The organism is Enterobacter cloacae, assembly GCF_013375935.1.
GTDB classification, from domain to species: Bacteria; Pseudomonadota; Gammaproteobacteria; order Enterobacterales; family Enterobacteriaceae; genus Enterobacter; species Enterobacter pasteurii.
This window is the reverse complement of sequence record NZ_CP056117.1, coordinates 2,923,433-2,942,727: the sequence shown is the minus strand read 5'-3', so window position 1 is coordinate 2,942,727 and position 19,295 is coordinate 2,923,433. Positions and strand designations below refer to the sequence as shown.

The 19,295-nt window shown below is 57.8% G+C and carries 16 protein-coding genes and 1 pseudogene; 2 read left to right on the top strand and 15 right to left on the bottom strand.

What is annotated here, in order from left to right; genetic code table 11:
* Positions 1–2 precede the first annotated feature (2 nt).
* The 7 genes from tap to HWQ14_RS13765 all read right to left on the bottom strand — a co-directional run bounded on the left by tap (position 3) and on the right by HWQ14_RS13765 (position 8,628).
* Positions 3–1,604: a methyl-accepting chemotaxis protein IV gene (gene tap / locus HWQ14_RS13795; RefSeq protein ID WP_176610027.1), complete on the bottom strand. Its 1,602-nt coding sequence runs from the start codon at positions 1,602–1,604 to the stop codon at positions 3–5.
* A gap of 44 nt (positions 1,605–1,648) precedes the next feature.
* Entirely contained in the window at positions 1,649–3,316 is a 1,668-nt protein-coding gene (gene tar, locus HWQ14_RS13790) for a methyl-accepting chemotaxis protein II (RefSeq protein WP_176610026.1), read from the bottom strand.
* Positions 3,317–3,402: 86 nt separating this feature from the next.
* Positions 3,403–4,365 (bottom strand): Csu type fimbrial protein, encoded by a 963-nt coding sequence (locus HWQ14_RS13785; RefSeq protein WP_176610025.1) that lies wholly within the window; start codon positions 4,363–4,365, stop codon positions 3,403–3,405.
* Positions 4,362–6,746 carry a fimbria/pilus outer membrane usher protein gene (locus HWQ14_RS13780; protein WP_176610024.1) on the bottom strand — a complete coding sequence of 795 codons (2,385 nt, stop codon included), beginning with the start codon at positions 6,744–6,746 and terminating at the stop codon, positions 4,362–4,364. The genes HWQ14_RS13785 and HWQ14_RS13780 overlap by 4 nt, the downstream gene beginning before the upstream one ends.
* Positions 6,722–7,483 carry a fimbrial biogenesis chaperone gene (locus tag HWQ14_RS13775; protein WP_148418097.1) on the bottom strand — a complete coding sequence of 254 codons (762 nt, stop codon included), beginning with the start codon at positions 7,481–7,483 and terminating at the stop codon, positions 6,722–6,724. Before HWQ14_RS13775 ends, HWQ14_RS13780 begins: the two co-directional genes overlap by 25 nt.
* A gap of 16 nt (positions 7,484–7,499) precedes the next feature.
* A complete protein-coding gene (locus tag HWQ14_RS13770) occupies positions 7,500–8,048 on the bottom strand; it encodes a Csu type fimbrial protein (RefSeq protein WP_176610023.1) in 549 nt (182 codons plus the stop codon).
* 7 nt (positions 8,049–8,055) lie between these two features.
* The gene (locus HWQ14_RS13765) at positions 8,056–8,628 is read right to left on the bottom strand and encodes a spore coat protein U domain-containing protein (protein WP_148418099.1); all 573 of its coding nucleotides are present in this window, start codon (positions 8,626–8,628) and stop codon (positions 8,056–8,058) included.
* 426 nt (positions 8,629–9,054) lie between these two features.
* Here HWQ14_RS13765 and HWQ14_RS13760 point away from each other — a divergent pair, with 426 nt between their 5' ends.
* Positions 9,055–10,314, top strand: a complete 1,260-nt coding sequence (locus HWQ14_RS13760; RefSeq protein ID WP_148418100.1) for a dicarboxylate/amino acid:cation symporter — start codon at positions 9,055–9,057, stop codon at positions 10,312–10,314.
* Between the two features lie 103 nt (positions 10,315–10,417).
* On the opposite strand, the gene cheW is transcribed toward HWQ14_RS13760, so the two are convergent.
* From cheW to flhD, 6 genes and pseudogenes are all read right to left on the bottom strand, one after another.
* A complete protein-coding gene (gene cheW / locus HWQ14_RS13755) occupies positions 10,418–10,921 on the bottom strand; it encodes a chemotaxis protein CheW (protein ID WP_003859699.1) in 504 nt (167 codons plus the stop codon).
* Positions 10,922–10,940: 19 nt separating this feature from the next.
* Positions 10,941–12,950: a chemotaxis protein CheA gene (gene cheA, locus HWQ14_RS13750; RefSeq protein ID WP_176610022.1), complete on the bottom strand. Its 2,010-nt coding sequence runs from the start codon at positions 12,948–12,950 to the stop codon at positions 10,941–10,943.
* A gap of 4 nt (positions 12,951–12,954) precedes the next feature.
* Complete coding sequence (gene motB, locus HWQ14_RS13745; RefSeq protein WP_148418102.1) at positions 12,955–13,884, bottom strand: flagellar motor protein MotB; 930 nt, start codon at positions 13,882–13,884, stop codon at positions 12,955–12,957.
* Positions 13,881–14,768, bottom strand: a complete 888-nt coding sequence (motA, locus tag HWQ14_RS13740; RefSeq protein ID WP_003859696.1) for a flagellar motor stator protein MotA — start codon at positions 14,766–14,768, stop codon at positions 13,881–13,883. The genes motB and motA overlap by 4 nt, the downstream gene beginning before the upstream one ends.
* Before the next feature lie 123 nt (positions 14,769–14,891).
* A pseudogene (gene flhC, locus HWQ14_RS13735) lies at positions 14,892–15,469 on the bottom strand (flagellar transcriptional regulator FlhC).
* 2 nt (positions 15,470–15,471) lie between these two features.
* A complete protein-coding gene (gene flhD / locus HWQ14_RS13730) occupies positions 15,472–15,822 on the bottom strand; it encodes a flagellar transcriptional regulator FlhD (RefSeq protein WP_209007143.1) in 351 nt (116 codons plus the stop codon).
* A gap of 794 nt (positions 15,823–16,616) precedes the next feature.
* Between flhD and uspC the strand changes: the two genes are divergently transcribed.
* Positions 16,617–17,045: a universal stress protein UspC gene (gene uspC, locus HWQ14_RS13725; protein WP_148418105.1), complete on the top strand. Its 429-nt coding sequence runs from the start codon at positions 16,617–16,619 to the stop codon at positions 17,043–17,045.
* Between the two features lie 15 nt (positions 17,046–17,060).
* On the opposite strand, the gene otsA is transcribed toward uspC, so the two are convergent.
* Both otsA and otsB read right to left on the bottom strand, forming a co-directional pair.
* Entirely contained in the window at positions 17,061–18,485 is a 1,425-nt protein-coding gene (gene otsA, locus HWQ14_RS13720) for an alpha,alpha-trehalose-phosphate synthase (protein ID WP_176610020.1), read from the bottom strand.
* The gene (otsB, locus tag HWQ14_RS13715; protein WP_176610019.1) at positions 18,460–19,263 is read right to left on the bottom strand and encodes a trehalose-phosphatase; all 804 of its coding nucleotides are present in this window, start codon (positions 19,261–19,263) and stop codon (positions 18,460–18,462) included. Before otsB ends, otsA begins: the two co-directional genes overlap by 26 nt.
* Between the last annotated feature and the right edge of the window lie 32 nt (positions 19,264–19,295).

Sequence of the window (19,295 nt, the reverse complement as noted above, 5' to 3'; positions counted from 1 at the left end):
ATTCAGGTTACAACGGGCACGGCCTGTGGCCGTCCGACTTCGGTTACTGCTTCAACGTGCTCTTTCAGATTAAATATGGCGACCAGCCCGGTAAGGTGGTCAGCCTGGTTTGCCAGCTGTTCGGTTGCCGCCGCCGCCTCTTCCACCAGCGAGGCGTTCTGCTGCGTTACCTGATCCATCTGGGTCACGGCCTGCGCCACCTGTTCAATGCCGCGGCGTTGCTCATCGGACGCCGAGGCGATTTCCCCCATAATGTCGTTAACCCGCGTCACGGAGGTGACAATCTCGTGCATGGTCTGCGCTGCCGTATCCACCAGGGCCGAGCCCTGCTGAACGCGGGAGACCGACTCTTCAATCAGCCCTTTTATCTCTTTCGCCGCGTTGGCGCTGCGGCTGGCAAGGTTACGGACTTCCCCTGCGACCACCGCGAACCCGCGCCCCTGCTCGCCGGCGCGCGCCGCCTCCACCGCGGCGTTCAGCGCCAGAATGTTGGTCTGGAACGCGATACCGTCGATAACGCTGATAATGTCGCCAATCTTCTGCGAGCTGGCGGCGATGTCCTGCATAGTGCTGGCGACGTGAGTAGCCTGATCGCCTCCGCGCTTCGCCGTCATCGCCGCCTGTTTCGACAGATCGGACGCCTGGCGCGCGTTATCGGCGTTCTGGCTTACCGTCGCGGTTAGCTGCTCCATGCTGGCCGCCGTCTGCGCCAGCGAAGCCGCCTGCTGCTCGGTGCGGGACGACAGATCGTTATTGCCCGCCGCAATCTCTGAGATCCCGGTGTGCATGGCGTGGCTGCCCTGCCGCACGTCGCTTACCGTTTCCCGCAGCGAGCCCTGCATGGCCTTAAGGCTTGCAAAGATCGCGGATATCTCATTTTTCCCGTACACGGCAACCGGACGTGCCAGGTTGCCGCCCGCAATGCTGTCGAAGTGGCTGCTGACGACCGCCAGCGGCTGCACGATCGTCCTGCGCGCCCACCACAGCGAGCCGCCGGTTAACAGCGCTGCCAGGACAACCATGGTCAGGAAAATCACCCCCGACGTGCGGTAGCTGGTCCGGCTGTCCGCGCCGGCACGCGCGACAAACTGGTTAATGTCCTGCTGCCACGCGTTGAAGCTGCCGTCGAACGCCGCCTGCGAGTCCTGCACCGGCGCGGTCAGGAAGTCAGAAAGCTGGTTGTTCTCCAGCCACGTTGCCTGATGTTCCAGATCGCCGTACCAGGCATCAAAGTTCTTCTTCATGGCGCCCTTCAGCGCTTTCTCTTTTTCACTTACGGCTTCCTGCGCCGTAAATGCCCTAAACTGCGCGTCGGCCTGCTTCAGGCTGCTGCGGGCAATCGCCATCAGCGCCTTAATATCATCCGGCGGATAGCTCAGCGCGGTTAACGTCCCGGCTTTGTTCAGCGCGGTGCTTGCCTGCAACAGCACGGCACGCGTTTGTGCCAGCGCGGAGCGCTGCTGATTACTCGTCTCAACTTCCTGCAAATTCTGATAGCCATCGCGAAACGCCCAGAAAGACAACCCGTTACTGCCAACCTGCAACACCCCACACAGGATCAGAATCAAAAACAGTGTGGTCGAGATACGAATACGATTTAACATCCACGCTCCCATCAAGCGGCAAGCGGCCGCGGTTTAACTGTCAGTCAAAATGTTTCCCAGTTTTCATCTTGTCCGGTCACCGCTGCGCGCGGGCGTGTCGCCGCGGGCGCCGGGGCTGCGTCGTCGTACGCGGTACGCGCGCTGACCGTATTTGTCATTGTTGAAGTAAGACGGAACGCCGAGACGGCCATTTTCAGGCGGCTCGCCTGGTCCTCCAGCGCGGCAGCCGCGGCGGCGGACTCCTGCACCAGCGCGGCGTTTTGCTGCGTCACACGATCCATTTCCGATACCGCCAGGGCGACCTGGTCAATACCGCGACTCTGCTCGTCCGATGCAGAGGCGATTTCACCCATGATGTCCGTCACGCGAGTCACGGCATTCACGATGTCATTCATGGTTTCACCCGCGCTTTCCACCAGCACCGAGCCGGTATCGACGCGTGAAACAGAGTCTTCAATGAGGGCTTTGATCTCTTTCGCCGCATTGGCGCTGCGGCTGGCGAGGTTACGCACTTCACCGGCGACGACCGCAAACCCGCGCCCCTGCTCGCCAGCCCGCGCGGCTTCCACGGCGGCGTTCAGCGCGAGAATGTTGGTCTGGAAGGCGATACCGTCGATAACGCTGATGATGTCGGCAATTTTCTTTGAGCTGTCGGCAATGTCGTGCATGGTTTTCACCACGCCGTCGACGACCCGCCCGCCGCGCTGGGCGGTGTCGGAGGCGCTTTCCGCGAGCTGAGACGCCTGGCGGGCGTTGTCGGCGTTTTGCTTCACGGTTGCCGTGAGCTGCTCCATGCTGGCCGCCGTCTCTTCAAGGGCCGACGCCTGCTGTTCGGTACGGGATGAGAGATCGTTGTTGCCCATCGCAATTTCGCTGGTGCCGGTATAAATGGCATCCGCCCCCTCACGCACGTTCGCGACGGTCTCAATCAGCGAACGCTGCATGCGATCGACGCTGGTTGCCAGCTCGGTGATCTCGTTGCGCCCGGAAATAACCAGCGTTTTCGTCAGGTCGCCGCGACCAATCTCGCGGATATGGGCAATGACGCGGCCAAGCGGGTTAAGAAGGATATGGCGAATGCCGTACCACACGGACATCAGCACGATGACCAGCGCGAGGGCGAGAACTGCCATCTGCCATTTCGCAAAGCGGTAATCGTTCTGGCTCTGCGTAAACGCGGAGTGATAAAGCTCGCCGCTGGCCTTAGCGTACTCCCCGAGCGCCGCGCCGAGGGCGTTCTGCATTCCCTGGGTCGGCTGGGCGAAATAGGCCTCCATGTTGCCGTTCTCCAGGAACTGCACCAGCTCCGTCAGGCCAGCGAAGTAGGCCTGATATTTTTCATCTATGTTTGCGCTCGCCTGCGCCATTGAAGGCTGAGGGGCGATTTTTTTGAAGGCGTCGTAGTGTTTTGCCGCGTCGGCCAGCGTCGCGCGCGCGTTCTTCAGCAGTTCCGTTTTCGCGCTGCTCTGCTGGTTGCCAGGATCCATCATCATGCGGGCGGACGAGCGGCTCAGGTTAATACGCGTCTGCAGCATCAGGTCCCAGGTCGTGGTCAGCTCGCTCTGCTGCATGCGCACATCGTTCGAGGCCGCGAAGCTGTCCTGGTTTTGTTTTAACGACGAGAAAAAGAGGCCGCCGGAAATAAGCTGAAGAAGTGCGAAAATGACCAGCACCAACATAAGCATTGTGACAACGCGGATACGGTTCAACATACAACACCTTCTCATAGATTTATTAACGGTGTTATCGGCACAGGCCACGGGAACTTTACATTTGCGAAAGGGAAAAGCGCGGGGAGTCAGAACGCAACGTCAACAATCAGCGTGTCGGTGTAGGTACCTGCCGGCGGCGTGGCCTGATTGGTCAGGACCTTAGCGGTGTAGTTATAGGTGCGCAAAAGCCCGTCGGTGCTGACCTGGGAGGAGCTGGCGCTGGCCCAGCGCTCGCTGCCGCTGCCGCCCCAGCGGTTGCCCGACGCCTCTTTAAAGATGTCGTAGCTCATAAAGTTACTGCCGCTGACCATACGGCGAACGTTGTTCAGGGCGTTGGCACCATTGTTAATGCCTATGGTGTAGGTGCTGCCCTTGGTGCAGGTCACGGAGACGGACTGTGAGACGGTGGGAAAGTTTTGCACCAGCGGCGCGCTGTTGAAGTTGACGTCCGGCGTGCTCATGGTGCTGCAATCGTTGGTCACGTTCATGTTGAGCAGAATGGAGGTGGTCGCCGTGCCGGTTTGCGGCGTCAGGCATAGTCCGGCTGCGCCAACGGCACAGACGTTGTAACTGATGCTGAACGTTAACAACACCTGGTACGGCCCGGCCGTGACGTTCTGCCCCGGCACGGTACGGAAATAAAGCGGAATATTGTAGCGCCGTGACCCCAGCAACCCGAGCAGCGTGTTGCCGCTCCAGCTATAGGTTTTACTGATTTGCACTTCACTGTTTGCGCCGCAGCCTGAGGCACCGCACAGGCGCGCAGGGATAACGTCAGCGATGGCCGCGTTGTCGGTACGTTTCATGGTGGCGCGGCTGTTGGCGGCTATCGACGCCGAAGTGTAGGTCAGCGTCACCGAGTCGTTGGTGAGCAGGTTGAGGACCGTATCGCAGGCCACCACCAGCGTGCCGGTGGTTTGCACCTCCCCCGTACCGCTAAGGGCGAACGAGGTGACGCTGCCAAACGCGGCATTCACCGTACTGACGGTGCAGGCCGCCCAGCTGCCGCCGGAGAACAGCAGCAGGAGCGCGATAAGCAGGCGCTTCACGGCGCCTCCCGGCAGGTCAGCGGACCGAAGGTTTGCAGCTTATGCCCGGGGTTTTCGCCCACGGTCAGCGTGGCGGCACAGCGTTTGCCGTCCGGCATGGTGACCTCCAGCGGGTTCACGTCGTTCAGGTTTTCCAGCCAGGCGATGCCGTCATAGCCAACCACCGCATTGCTGCGGGAAGCGCGCCTGACCTGGCTTCCCACCGGAACGGCATTCCCCTGCGCATCGTGAAGGATCACGCTGGCGACGCGCTCCTGCTCCATTGGGAAATCCACCAAATAGCCGTTGTGGCGGCGAATCGCCACCCGCCTCTCGGTCTCTTTCAGCCGGGTATCCGCCGGCAGGTTCAGGGTATCGATGCGGTAGCTCGCCGGATAATAGGCTGACACGCCGCTGACCAGCAGATAGCCTTTGCTATTGGTCTTGCCGACCGGCTGGTTTTCGTAGCTGACGGGCACGTCCGGGTGACCGTCGGTGCTAATCACCACAAACGCGTCGTTGATTTTATTCGCCGCAAACAGTTCACCGTCCATCAGCACGATGGAGCCCATCGCCTCGCCCCACCAGGTCATCATGCCCTGCTCGCCGTAGCCGCCCCCCTGAAGCTCAACGTTATTGTTGCGCCAGCCGAGCGTGGCCTGCTGGTAGTTGCTTGAGCGCGACTGGTTGGCCCAGGCCATATTCCAGCTAAAGCCGCCGTCCGAAGGCATCGAGTGGTTATAGTTGACGCGCTGGGTGCTGCCCGCGTCCGGGGTATTTTCAAAGGTGACGGCAGCGCTGTCCCGTTCGCCCAGCGGCACCTGAAGCGACAGCGCGACCGTCCAGTCGCCCCGCTGCTGGTCGCGGCTGGCGGCCAGATAAATACTGCTTGAGCCCCACAGGTTTCGGCTCCAGGAGAGGTTGAGCAGCTCGGTTTTCTGGCTGTCAAAATTCTCCACGCCGATCCACGCCGCGCCGATATTGCCGTAATCCCCGAGGTTAAAGGTCAGGGAGTACTGGTCGGTGTTGCGGCTCAGGCTCGCGACGGGGTTATCATATTCATCATAAACGGTGGGCCGATCGTAAAGAGCAAGGTTGCCGAAGCCGCGGTCGCGCCGGGTATGCTGGGTTGCCACGCTAAACTCGCTGGTGCTGTACTGATAGCCCCAGTTCATCTGTCCCCCCTCGTCGCCGCGCATCCGGCTTTGGGTGTAAGAGGTATTGACCACCCCAAATCGCCCGAGCTTCACCACCGTGCCCGCACCGCCGAGCGCCAGCGACTCCGCCCCCTCCGCATGGCCTTCCAGCGTCAGCCAGTCCGTAACCCCGTAGCGATACGATCCGCTGCCCGCCGCCGGGCCATAATCGAAATTCTCGATGCCGTAGTTGCGCCGCAGGCTACCCAGCGTCACTGCACCGTCGCTCAGCCCCTGCTTCAGCACATCGCTGCTGACGTAAAACGGCAGCGTGGTGCTCACCTGCCGCCCCAGCGCGTCGGTGGTGACCAGTACCGCATCCCCCGCGCCGTTAATATAGGGCAGATTGGTCAGGGTAAATGGCCCCGGCTGAAGACGGGTAGAGCCGGAACGGTAGCCGTTGATAAACAGATCGACCGAGGTAGGCACCGCCGCCTCACCGGAAAATTCCGGAAGCGGCCAGGTCACCAGATCCGGGCGCAGGGAGAAGTCGCGCCCGTAGCTGATCCCGCCCATGCGCACGCTGCTGCTCCAGCTCAGCGCATCGCTGATGACGTCCCCGGCGGTCCAGGTGGTGGCATCGTCCTCGTTGGTGATGAGCAGGGTTGAGTCGTAGCGCACGTACCCCTCCTGCTGCCCGCTGCTTCCGGCGAAATTCTGTCGCGCGTACCCTGTCGAAGAAAATGAATAGTCTTCGTTGAAATAGCGGAACTCATGCCACACCGACGCCTGGCCGCCCGTGTGCTCGGTATGGTTGGTATAAACGTCGTAGTTGAGCAGCGCGCCCCGGCCATAATGCGGCTTGCTTTGCGCGCTCTGACCGTTAAACGAGGTGACCCGCGCCGCTACCCACTCCCGGGGGACCGTCAGCAACAGCCGCTGGGCGCTGCTGTCATACTCCACGCGCACCGATGAAAGCGTTGAAAGGTTCACCTCTCCGGCAGGCACGTGCTCCGGCGGCAGCCCGGCGCGAAGCAAATCCGCCCCCGAAATAAACCAGGCGCCCCCGCGCTGCGTCACGGGCACGACCTGGCCCGTGTCATAGTGGTTCAGCACCAGTGCGAGCTGGAACACGGCTTCGCCGTTCATCGACCGCGCGTCCGGCGGCGGCGGTAAACTGTCGTCGCCGCCTTCGGCCCACGAGCTGGTACTGACGCAAAGCAGGATCATCATTGCCGGTTTCAGCTGTCGGGGGTCGATTGCCATTGCGTATCCCTGGCATTGATTTGCGCGCTCATCCGGTTCGGCTGGTAAATACCTGCCGGAAGCGGCCAGCTTCGGGTGCTGCCCGGCAGCACATAGCCCAGCAGCCCCTCGGCAACCGTGCGTTTTTGCCCGCCCTGCTCAACCGCAACCTGACTAAGCCTGACGTGAACGTCCCCCTGATTGCGCACCTGCAGCGCGGGTTTACCCTGCTCCTGAATGACCCGCCAGCTCAGGTTGCCGGGGTTTACCAGCGCATGATGCGCGCCTTCGTTGATGGTGGGGATCCCCTGACCGTAGACGAATAAAGGAATGGAGTAGCGCATTTGCAGCTTGAGGCCCATGGACGGTTCGGCTTTGGCATCCGGCTGGGGCAGTTCATCCACGATAATGCGGTAGGCTTGCTCGACGCCCGACGGGATCGTCCCCTGCCTGATCAGGCGAATCAGCTGTTTATTGCCCCTGCCGATGGTCACGATTGGCGGGCTGGCGACCACGTCCTGCTGCGCCGTATAGCGCTCATACCCGCCCTCCTGCTTCCAGCGCACAATGCGCACCTGCATTGTCGTGGCGCTGTTTCCCTGATTCTGGATCCACAGCTCCGTTGCTTTGGCGTCTGCCGAAAGCCACGGATCGATGGGCCACAGGAGAATGGTCGCCGCTGCCCGCGCCTGACCCGCCGCGAGGGCCGTCGTCCCCAGCAGCCCCGCCAGGCATAACCGCCTGAAAAATGGCTTCATCAATGCTCTCCCTTTCCTACCATGACAAGGTCACGGTGAGTTGATCTGAATAAGTTCCCGGCAGGCTGAAACCCGTCAGGAGCGCGACGCCAAATAAAGGCAGCGCGATGTTATTGCTGTTGGTATAGGTAACGGGTATGGCCTGGTTAACCCCTATTTCACTGTTTGCGGCCAGCGAGCTGCTGCTGTAGAGGCGGTATCCGACCACCTCTGTCCCGCCTGAACGGGTCATCCGCCGCACCGAGCTGTAGTTCTGCCCGCCGTTAATGCTCATGCTCAGCGCCACGCCCGGCGTACAGGCGATGGACAACGCGCCGTCGGCGACAAAGCTGGTGCTCACCGGCGTGTTTTTCACGCCGCTGTGGGTCCCGAAGTCAAGCGTCCCGAAGCGTCCGCCCGTGCCGGTGCTCACCGAGCAGCCCGGTACAACCGTCGCGCTCACCCTGAATGACTGGGTGGTCACCGCCCCGGCGCCGGGGATCATCATCAACCCGGCGACCAGGGCTAAAAAAGGGTGCACGACGCCCTCTGCGCGCTCGCGCAGACATGAACACAACGCCTTCATGGCTGAACTAGTAGGTTACGCTGACGTTAATCGTGTCGGTGTAGGTTCCCGGTACGACCGTCACGCTGTTGCCGCCGCCCGTTATGCGTGCGTAGAGGGTGTAGCTATCCACCCCACCCGCCGTAGAGGCGACCGGCAGCGCGGCGTTATTTGCCACCACGTTGTTGTAACCGCTATCGCTGAACAGGCTGTAGGCCACGCCCTGCGCCGCGTTGGCGGTGTTGATCAAATAGCGGCCCGGCGTACCCGGGGTGCCGACAACGGTACCGGGCGCGGTGGCGTTGGTGTTGCCGGTAATCGCCACCGTATAGCTGGCGGTGGTGCATTGAATGGTAAAGGTGTTACCTCCGCTGGCGCCGGTCAGCTGCGTTGTCAGCGTGGAGAAGGTAGCCGGATGGGTCCCAAAATCGAGTGTCCCGAAGTTAATGCCGTTTTGCGTTGGCGAGCCGTTGATTAAGCAACCGTTAGTCAGCGTGAGCGTCGCACCGATAGTGCCGCTACTGGTGACCGCCAGGGCCTGGCCGACGGTCGTCGCCGCCAGCAGCGTGCCCGCGCAGATAACAAGAAGTTTTCTTTTCATTTACCGCCCTCCGGGAGAAATTCTGGTTCGCTTGCCATATTTTATTCATACTGTTCAGTATGTTAGCCCCGCTTAAACATCCCTCACCGCGGTTACTGAGAATTTAGTTTATGGATACTGCTTCAACCACTTTCGCCGCTCTGACGGCAATACGCCCTGAATTAACAGACTATTAACAAATATTACAAAGAGTTAGGAAAATAAAACGGGCATTATTCTTGCTTGCCCTGAAGATATATCGCTTAAAGTGTGATCTCGATCACGATATATCGGCGAAGCAAAAACAACTAATTCGATAAAAATTAAAAACAAGTTGTATGTGACGCAGCTTTACTTCAATTTATGCCCTGAATATTTTCCTGTGCTTAAATAAAAAATTTGCATGTGTTGGCACAGGAGCTCTTTTAGTGCATAGAGGATCTTTTTGTGGCAAGTGCAAATAAACTCACGCTCTTCATCGTGATTTTCATGCTGGCGGGTATTCTTTCAGGCGCGGCGATCCACGAGTATGCTTCGCCCGACGCGATTCAGGCCTGGTCGGAGAACATTACGCTGCTGACCGACATTTTCCTGCGGCTGATTAAAATGGTGATTGCCCCGCTGGTGTTCAGCACCCTGACGGTGGGCATTATGAAGCTGGGTGAAACGTCGACTATTGGACGCGTGGGCGGCAAGGCGATGGTGTGGTTTATCAGCTCATCCGTGCTGTCGATCCTGGTGGGGCTGTTTATTGTTACCCTGGAACAACCCGGCAGCGGCCTGAACCTGAGTATTCCGGCAGAGACGGTTGATACCGGCCTGGCCGTTAGCGGCATGTCGCTGAAGGCCTTCGTATCGCACACGATCCCCACCAGCATTGCGGGCGCGATGGCGAACAATGAGATCCTGCAAATTGTGGTCTTCTCGATGTTCTTCGGCATCGGCGGCGCGTCATTAGGCCAAAAATTCAACGCTCCGCTGGTTGCGGCGCTGGACGTGGTATCGCACATTATGCTGAAGGTGACGGGCTACGTGATGTACGTTGCGCCGCTGGCCATTTTCGCGGCGATTTCGTCCGTCATTGCTACCCAGGGTCTGGGCATTCTGCTGAACTATGCCTCCTTTATCGGCGGTTACTACGTGGCGATCCTCCTGACCTGTATGGTGCTGCTGGCGGTGGGCTACATGGTGCTGAAGAAAAACATTTTCCGCCTGGTGACCATGCTGAAAGATCCGGTGCTGGTTGCGTTTACCACCAGCAGTTCCGAAGCGGCGTATCCTAAAACGCTGGAACAGCTGGAACGCTTTGGCTGCTCACGAAATATCGCCTCTTTTGTCCTGCCCATCGGCTACTCGTTTAACCTGGTTGGCTCTATGGTGTACTGCTCGTTCGCCTCCATGTTTATTGCCCAGGCGTACAATATTCACCTCAGCTTTACCGAGGTGACGGTGCTGATGTTAACCCTGATGCTGGCGTCAAAGGGAATAGCGGGCGTACCGCGCTCGTCGCTGGTGGTGCTGGCGGCAACGATTCCGAGCTTTAATATTCCGGTGGCCGGGATCCTGCTGCTGATGGGGATCGACCATTTCCTGGATATGGGGCGTTCGGCTATCAACGTGCTGGGGAACGGCATTGCGACGGCGATGCTGTCGCAGAATGAAGGCGCGCGCGAGGCACAAGCGGAGCTGGTGGAGCAGGAAGCGTAAGGGTGTAAAAAAAGGTGAGGCCTGTTGTCCTCACCCCGTTCCTCTCCCACGGGAGAGGTTGCAAACGCGAATAACGGCAACCGGGTTGCCGTTTTGCGTTTACCTATGCCACGTGATTGGCCGCGATATCCAGCAGCGCCATCTCTTCGCTGTTCAGCAGCTTCTCGATATTCACCAGAATCAGCATACGCTCGCCGAGCGCGCCCAGCCCCGTCAGGTATTCCGTTGACAGCGTGACCGCAAACTCCGGCGCGGGACGGATCTGATCGGCGGTGAGCGACAGCACGTCAGACACGCCATCCACCACGATGCCCACCACGCGCTGCCCGAGATTCAGGACAATCACCACCGTGTTGTCGTTGTACTCCACATCGCCCTGGCTGAACTTCACGCGCAGGTCCACGATTGGCACAATCACGCCGCGCAGGTTGGTCACACCCTTGATGAACGCAGGCGTGTTGGCAATGCGCGTTACCTGATCGTATCCGCGAATTTCCTGCACTTTCAGGATGTCGATACCGTACTCTTCGTCACCTAAAGTGAAAACCAGGAATTCCTGCCCAGATGGCTCGCCCGCCAGTTTCGTTACGTTACTCATACCGGTCATGTTATTACCTTCTACTTAATCAGGCGGCTGTGTACGCCACACGTTGTTCACGATTTAATCCCTGAAGTGCCGATACATCGACGATCAGCGCGACGCTACCATCCCCCAGAATGGTGGCAGCGGAGATCCCCGGCACTTTGCGGTAGTTACTTTCCAGGTTCTTAACCACCACCTGATGCTGGCCAATCAGCTGATCGACCAGCAGCGCATAGCGGCGTCCGGCGCTTTGCAGGATCACAACGATTCCCTGCGTGGCCTCGGTTTTGGCACCGTCCACTTCGAACACTTTCCACAGCTCCACCAGCGGCAGGTACTCGCCGCGGACTTCGAGGACGCGCTCGCCGCCCGCCAGCGGATGCAGATCTTCTTCGCGCGGCTGGAGTGATTCCATCACCGCGTTCAGCGGCAGAATAAACACCTCGTCCGCCACCTTGACGGACATTCCGTCCAGGATGGCCAGCGTCAGCGGCAGCAGGATACGGATAGTTGTGCCCGCGCCCTGTTTGGACTGGATCTCAACGTGGCCGCCCATCTCCTGAATGTTACGTTTCACCACGTCCATGCCCACGCCACGGCCGGAGACGTCGGTGACCTGCTCCGCGGTTGAGAAGCCCGGCGCAAAGATCAGCATGCCCACTTCTTCATCGGTCATGTTTTCGTTAACGGCCATGCCCTGCGAAACGGCTTTTGCCAGAATGCGCTCGCGGTTCAGCCCCGCGCCGTCGTCGGTCACTTCGATGCAGATGTTGCCGCCCTGGTGTTCCGCTGACAGGATCAGGTTTCCAACCGGTGACTTCCCGGCCGCCACGCGGTTTTCAGGCAGCTCGATGCCGTGGTCGAGGCTGTTACGCACCAGGTGCGTTAACGGGTCAATAATGCGCTCGATCAGGCTCTTGTCCAGCTCTGTGGAGCTGCCCATCAGCGTCAGCTCGATCTGCTTGTTGAGCTTGCCCGCCAGGTCGCGAACCAGACGCGGGAAGCGGCTAAAGACGTATTCCATCGGCATCATGCGGATGGACATCACCGACTCCTGCAAATCGCGGGCGTTACGTTGTAACTGACCCATGCTGGTGATGAGATCGCCGTGGGTAACCGGGTCCAGCTCGTTGGAGCGCTGGGCCAGCATCGACTGAGTGATCACCAGTTCGCCCACCAGGTTGATCAGCTGATCCACCTTCTCTACCGCCACGCGAATGCTGGTGGACTCGCTGGAGCGCGCCGCCGGTTTTTCACCGCGCGCGGGCGCCGCCGTCTCTTTTGGTACCGCCTTCAGCGCCGGCGCGGCGGGCACCGCGGCAGGAACGTCCTCTACCGGCGCGGGGGCTTCAGCGGCCGCGTCTTCGATTTCAAACGCGATTTGATCGGCTTCAATAACGAAGCACAGCACCGCCACGATATCGTCCTGACCAATGCCGCCGTCGAGCGTCGCGGCCAGGCTGTCTTTGCCCTTCACCACGTTGCTTAACGTCGCCAGATTGCCCAGCTCGTCTTCCAGCAGGTTGACTTCGTTCTCTTTCAGGCGTGACAGCACCACCCGCAGCTTGCCAGCGGGTGCGGCAGGCGCAGCATCCGTCCCGGCAACCGCATCGACAACGCTCAGTTTTGCCGCAGGGACAACCGGCGCGGACGCCTCACCTTTGGCTTCCAGCGCTAGCTGACGAAGCGCATTGCAGATGTATTCAAAGCTGGCGGCATCAGGCTCTGCCGAACTTTTATAGGCGTCGAGCTGTTCCTGCATAATATCTTTCGTTTCCAAAAACAGGTTGATAATGTCGGTATTGAGCTGCATCTCACCGCGTCGGGCGTCATCAAGCAGGTTTTCCATTAAATGGGTTGTTTCCTGCAGGACGGTAAAACCAAAGGTACCGGCCCCGCCTTTGATGGAGTGCGCCGCACGGAAGATGGCATTAAGCTGCTCGGAATCCGGTGCCTCAGGCACCAGGTCCAGCAGGTGTTGCTCCATGTCAGCCAATAGTTCATCGGCTTCATCGAAAAATGTCTGGTAAAAATCGCTAATATCCATGCTCACGCTATCACCTCGGATTGGCTGGTGGCGATGTTGGAACGGCAGCCGAAGGGACGGCCCCAGGCTGTTTTAAATCGTCCAGTGACTCACTCTGACTTTCGGCGTTTTCATGCAGGATGGCCTGCTCCGCCTGCTGGTTCAGCACTAAAAGACTGATACGACGGTTGATGGCGTCATCCGGCCCGCGGTCGGTAACGCGCATGGTTGCCGCCATGCCGACCACGCGCAGTACCTTGCCATCATCAAGCCCACCCGCCACCAGCTCGCGACGCGAGGCGTTGGCGCGATCGGCAGAAAGCTCCCAGTTGCTGTATCCCTTTTCTCCCGAGGCGTACGGGAAATCGTCCGTGTGTCCGGACAGGCTGATGCGGTTAGGAATGCCGTTCAGCACCGGCGCAATGGCGCGCAGGATATCGCGCATGTAGGGCTCAACGTCGGCGCTGCCGGTTTTGAACATCGGCCGGTTCTGGCTGTCGATGATCTGAATACGCAGACCTTCCTGAACGAGGTCGATCTTCAGGTGCGGGCGCAGCGCGCGCAGTTTCGGATCGGCCTCTATCAGCTGATCCAGATCGCCGCGCAGTTTTTTCAGGCGCGCCTGCTCCATCCGTTTTTTCAGCTCGTCGATGTTAGGCTGCTTTTTGACTTCGCCCTGCTGCTGGGTGTAATCGTCACCGCCGCCGGGAATCGGGCTGTCGCTGTTCGAAATGCGCGGCCCGCCGCTCACCGCCGTTGCCAGCGGGGTTCGGAAATATTCCGCAATCTGGATAAGCTCTTTCGGGCTGGAGATGGAGATCAGCCACATCACCAGAAAGAAGGCCATCATGGCGGTCATAAAGTCGGCGTAGGCGATTTTCCAGGAGCCGTGAGAACCGTGTCCGTGCCCCTTATGCTTGCGCTTTTTGACGATGACGATCGGATGGGACTGGTTTTTCATGCGTCCTCAGTTGTCGTCTGTTGGTTTGGGTTTTTCACCGCGCGCACGTGCTCTTCCAGCTCGATGAACGACGGACGTTCGCTGGAGTAGAGCGTCTTACGACCAAATTCGACGGCGATCGGTGGCGCATAGCCGTTGAGGTTAGAGAGCAGCGTAATCTTCACGCACTGCATCATTTTGGTGGTTTCGGCGCTCTTCTGGCGCAGAACGCTCGCCAGCGGGGAGATAAAACCGTAGGCCAGCAAAATACCGAGGAACGTCCCCACCATCGCGTGGGCGATCAGCGCGCCCAGCTCTGCCGCCGGGCGATCCGCCGAGGCCAGGGCATGCACCACGCCCATGACCGCCGCCACGATCCCGAAGGCCGGAAGCGAGTCGCCCACCAGCGCCAGGCTGTTTGCCGGCACTTCGGATTCACTCTCGTGGGTTTCGATCTCTTCATCCATCAGGGCTTCAATTTCGAAGGTGTTCATGTTGCCGCTGATGATCAGGCGCAGGTAATCCACGATAAAATCGAGCATCATCGCGTCGGCAAGAATGCGCGGGTAGCTGGCGAAAATTTCGCTCTCTTTCGGGTTTTCAATGTCCCGCTCAAGCGAGAACATCCCCTGCTGGCGCGACTTCGCCATCAGGCGATAGAGCAGCGCCAGCAGATCCATATACATGCTTTTGGTGTATTTTGAGCGACGAAACAGCAGCGGAATCGCCTTCAGCGTGCCCTTGATCGATTTACCGTTGTTACCAACGATAAAAGCCCCTACCCCTGCGCCGCCGATGATGACAAGTTCAGCCGGTTGATAGAGTGCTCCAAGGTGCCCGCCGGTCATCATGTAACCGCCGAAAACTGTACCGAGAACTACCAGGTAACCTAATAAGATAAGCACGACATCATCCTTCCGCTAGTGACTATGGCAGGACGTTCAGTTCGAGCGCGTTACCGGAACGCAGGGTAAAAAAAAGCAGCGGTAATCGCTTACCGCTGCTGGAATCTTGCCCACAGGTTCGGGTTAAACAGCGTGTTCGATCTGTTCATCCAGCAGTTGTGGAATAATATCGGCAGCATCCCGGAAAGTTTACGTCTTTTTACGGCCCGGGATGGAGGCTGGCACAAACTACAGGCAAAGCTGCCCGCAGGCTGGTGCGCGTGGGTAATAAAATTGCCGTCGCAGCAGTTGCAGCGCGACAGTTCAAGCATTCCGCTTTCAACAAAACGCACCAGCGTCCATGCGCGGGTTAGCGCCAGCAGGGGCCCTTCTTCCTGCTGTGGGCATTGCTCAAGGTAAAGTTTGTAGGCTCTGATAACGGCATCAACGCCGCTGCATAAGCCCGTTTTAAGCAGGTACTGCCAGGCGTTACAGAACATGGAGGCATGAATGTTCTGTTCCCAAGTCATGAACCAGTCTGTCGAAAACGGCAGCATACCTTTCGGCGGCGGGCTTCCGCGTAATTCTTTGTACAGCTTGATCAGACGACCACGGCTCAGCTGCGTCTCGCTTTCCAGCATCTGTAAACGAGCACCCAGCGTAATGAGTTCCATCGCCAGCTGTATATCACGGGCTTCCTGAACAATGCTTTTTTCGCTCATTGTTAAGCCCTTTTCTTCCGGGCTACGTCATCAGGCTGGCTGATTTCGCTGAGCAGGCGGGTGGAGAGAAGAATACCGGTGTGGATCTGTTGCAGATCGTCCACGCGGGATTCCTGAGTCAGACGCGTAATGGTCTGCGGGTTATCAAAGCGGAACTGGCAAACCAGTTGATTAGTTTCAGCCAGCTTGACCATTTGCGGGAGCGTTAATCCACCCAGCATGGTTGCCATCTCTTCGGTAACACCCAGACGAAACATCGCTGATGCCTTATCCTGACTAATCAAACGCTGCGCGAGCAGTAAATACGACAAATTGATGTCATAAATATGTTTTAGCAACTCGGATGTATGCATTTTTCCCATCCCGAATAACCAACTATTATTTTTATGCGGTAAGACCGCACCCCGTGATGTCGCCGGGAAATCACCCGGTATAAAAAGAAAAGGCTAAATGCATAGTTGAATTAAGGTTTGTACGTCGTAAAGCGCGTGACCGGCTGACATGGCCAAAATGTCGGTTACACATTTTATCTTTTCTTACAAATAACTAAGATTTTTCCTAATTCGACGCAAACTCTACTCGTCAGTTTTGACACATACAATGCAGCCCCCCCTGAAATTTAAAATAAATGTGATCCACGTCACATAATTTACGCGAATGTAACCTATAAATCCATCAGCACGACTTGTAATTTGTCTATTTTTCGAACAATCGAAGCTGATTTATATTCTTATTGATCGAATACCCATGCAGAGGAATGGCGGATCGGGCACGGAAATTGCCTGCCAGCGTAAATCCGCTGCCCTTTCGCCTTTTGGGTATACCCCTACAGAAAACAGGTGTAGTTAATTAAGTAAAAACAGTAGGTTATCGTCGATGAAAGGAAAGGTGGTTTCGGAGGGTAATTATCGCACCCGCGTTGAGTATCGATTAAGGCGATTTAACAGCACGGAAGGTTAAATGTGTGATTTGCGTTAAGTTGTTAATTATTTTCATTTAGGGCGGCGTTTTAGTTATTCTTCTTATAAGAATAATTAATGAATAATTATGATAAGCTTCACATTTCTGTCGTATGCCCCTCTTGCAGCAGCGCCAGATTCGCGGTAAAGCTGGGAAAACGCGTCATTCTGACATAAAGGAGTGTGTGATGAGTTACTCCCATCTTCTTGTTTCCGTTGCTGTTTCGCCTGAAAGCCACCACCTTGTCGCCCGCGCCGTTTCCATCGCCCGCCCGAACAATGCCCGCATCAGCCTGATCACGCTGGCCGCTGAACCTGAAATGTATAATCAGCTGGCTGCGCCGATGCTGGAAGATATTCGTGAGGTTCTTCAGGAGGAAACGCAGCAATTTCTGCGCGAGCTGGCAGAAAGGGCAAACTATCCCGTTCACCAGTCGGTAATTGCCACCGGGGAGTTAAGCGAACATATTCTCGCCATGTGCAGGAAGGAGAATATTGACCTGGTTATCTGCGGTAATCATAACCAGAGCTTTTTTTCCCGGGCGGCGTGTTCGGCAAAATCTATCGTTTCGTCAAGCCAGGTGGATGTGCTGCTGGTGCCTCTCGGGGGCAGTTAATGCCCCCGGAGAAAATCACGCCAGTTTAGGGAATGTCGCGATCTTTTTTTGCAGGTCACCTTCCTGACTTTGCGGCTGGATCGCGCGCAAATCGTCGATAAAACGCGCCTGCCAGCGGTTAATATCATTCTTCACGATGGTCTCCATCATTTCCGAATGACGTGAAATACGTTCCGCAAGCGGCATGGTTAACGCGCGGTTCAGCGCATTTGCCACGTCATCCCGATCGTACGGGTTTACAATCAGCGCCGAGGTTAACTCGTTCGCCGCGCCGGCAAATTGCGACAGCACCAGCACGCCCGGGTCAGCAGGATCTTGTGCTGCTACATACTCTTTCGCCACCAGGTTCATCCCGTCACGCAGCGGCGTAACCAGGCCGACGTCCGCATAACGGAACACCTTCATCAGGATCTTGCGCTCAAAATGCTGATTTAAATAGAAAAGTGGCGTCCAGCCAAGCTGCCCGTAGCGCCCGTTTATGCGCCCTGCTTCGGTCTCCAGCTGGTGACGAATATCCTGATAGGCCTGAACCTCTCCGCGCGACGTTGGGGCGATCTGGGTATAGCGAATTTTGCCGTGATGCTGCGGGTACTTATCCAGCAGGGTTTCGTAGGCGAGAAAACGCTCCGGCAGGCCTTTGGAATAATCTAGTCGTTCAACCGAAAAGATATTCTTAACGTGCTTAAGTTCATCCTTAAGCTGGGCAAGCTTCGGCGGCAGCGGGCCGGAGGCCTGCTCGGCAATTTCGTCAGGCTCAATGCCAATCGGGTAGACTTCGGTATGGAAGTTCCTTCCCCACGCCGTGTGGGATTTGCCCCCGTGCGTCACCAGCCGCGTTTTACCCGACACGCTGTCGAGGAAGGCCAGCCTGTCGTTTTCCGTCTGGAAGCCCAGCAGGTCGTAATCAGACAGCGCTTCAAGAATCTCATCATGCTGCGGCAGCGCGGTAAAGATCTCCGGCGTCGGGAACGGTATATGCAGGAAGAAGCCGATGCGGTTATTCACGCCACGCTTACGCAGCTCCCTTGCAAAAGGCAGCAGATGGTAATCGTGGATCCATAAAATATCGTCTTCTTCGATAAGCGGCAGCAGTTTATCCGCCAGCAGCGCGTTGACGCGCATGTAGCCTTCGTAGGACTCACGCTGGAACTTCACCAGATCCAGACGATAGTGAAACGCCGGCCACAGCACGGCGTTTGAAAACTCGGAATAGTATTCATCGCAGTCCCTCTCGCTCAGGGCGAAGGAGGCCCACGTAATATTGCCCCGTGACACCTTTTTTAGCGGTTTCTCATCATTGCTGATTTCCCCGCTCCAGCCAAACCAGAGGCCACCGGCGGCTTTCAGGGCACCTAATACCCCGACCGCCAGGCCACCCGCGCTGGCTTTTTTATCATCCGGCGGTGCGATGCGATTAGAGACGACGACTAAGCGACCCATAATGATTTCTCCCGTTGTTTTGCGCTATTTGTTGTTGTTGCTGGTTAGCGACGTCAGATATCCACTGCCAGACGCTGGCGACGTTTTCCAGACGCCATGCGGCAGTGGTTTCGCCAGGTCCAACCTTGACGGACATGCCGTCGGCCTGGTTTACCACCCCAAACCCGGCCTCGTCGGTCAGGTCATCCCCAAAAAATACCGGCGTGCGCCCCCTGAACGGCGGCTCCGCCATGAACGCCGCAATGGCAGCGCCTTTGTTAATCCCTGCTGGTTTAATCTCGACCACGCATTTACCCGGCTGAAGCGCCAGCTCCGGATGGGCGTCCGCCACGCTTCGCGCCACCGCAAAAATAGCCGCCTCATGATGGGGCGCCTGACGGTAGTGCAGCGCAAAGGCCATGCCTTTAGCTTCCAGTTCAGTACCGGGAAGCATTTCCAGAGCCGAAGTGAGTTGCGCATGCAGCGCCTGAATCAGCGTATCGGGGAGTGAAACTATATGCAGTTGATCATGGATATCGCGGCGCTCCGCTCCGTGTACACCGGCCAGCGGAAAGTGATAAGGACTGGCGAGCACGTCCAGCTCGGCCATTGAGCGCCCTGAAATCAATGCCAGTGCCCCCTCGTTCAGTCGGGAGAGCTGCTGCAAATTCTCTAACACCGTATCCGGTACTACAACGTCATCGGGATGCGGTTCAATCCCGGCGAGCGTCCCGTCGAGGTCAAAAAAGAAAGCAAATTTTCCGGGCAGTACAGGCGGTGCGGTTAACAGGTCAGCCACCCTAATCCTCCTTACGGTTAGCAAAACAGCCA